Below are 522 nucleotides of genomic sequence, written 5' to 3'. Positions count from 1 at the left end.
GTCTACGGTTTGTTGGATCATAGAGCTGTTTTCTAGAGCCGTTTTAGCTCCTATCTTTGCTGTACTAGAAACCACGTGGATGGCTTGGAGGGTCATCAGCAATGTTATGAGAGCCCAAGTGAGAAAGCCATGAACCGTTCCCGACGATTCAGCAAAACGTCCAGCTACAAAGCCTCCCAAGGCTAGGCTAATCAGTGTAACGATAACAGAACCCACGCCAAAGGAGAGGAAAGAGCCTTCAAATGGGGTTGAAGAGGTGAAATCCATTTGGCTTAAGCCTAAAGCGGCTACCAGAAAAGAGAGGCAGATTGAGGTGGCAAGGGCGCTCACCAGTCCAGCAAAGATTGCGGACCATGAAATGGGTGTGTGAAAGAATGAATACTTTTCTTCTAGAGATGTTTCTCCTAGAAAATTCGTATCGAATGGTGTGTCTTCAGGAATGCGAGTTTCCATGTTTTATCTCCTTGAATATGCTGGAGATACAATGTCTTTTTGCCAATTATGTTCCAAAAGTGGTAAATA

The 522-nt window shown here is 44.6% G+C and carries 1 pseudogene; it reads right to left on the bottom strand.

The annotated features are described in order from the left end of the window. Window positions 1-453, bottom strand: a pseudogene (locus ACFIKE_RS12230) (TIGR04086 family membrane protein); the annotation flags it as partial. Window positions 454-522 lie beyond the last annotated feature (69 nt).

Origin of the sequence: Bartonella sp. MU70NMGDW (assembly GCF_042194085.1) — a bacterium.
Classification (GTDB): Bacteria; Pseudomonadota; Alphaproteobacteria; order Rhizobiales; family Rhizobiaceae; genus Bartonella; species Bartonella grahamii.
This window is presented reverse-complemented; position numbering and strand designations above follow the sequence as displayed.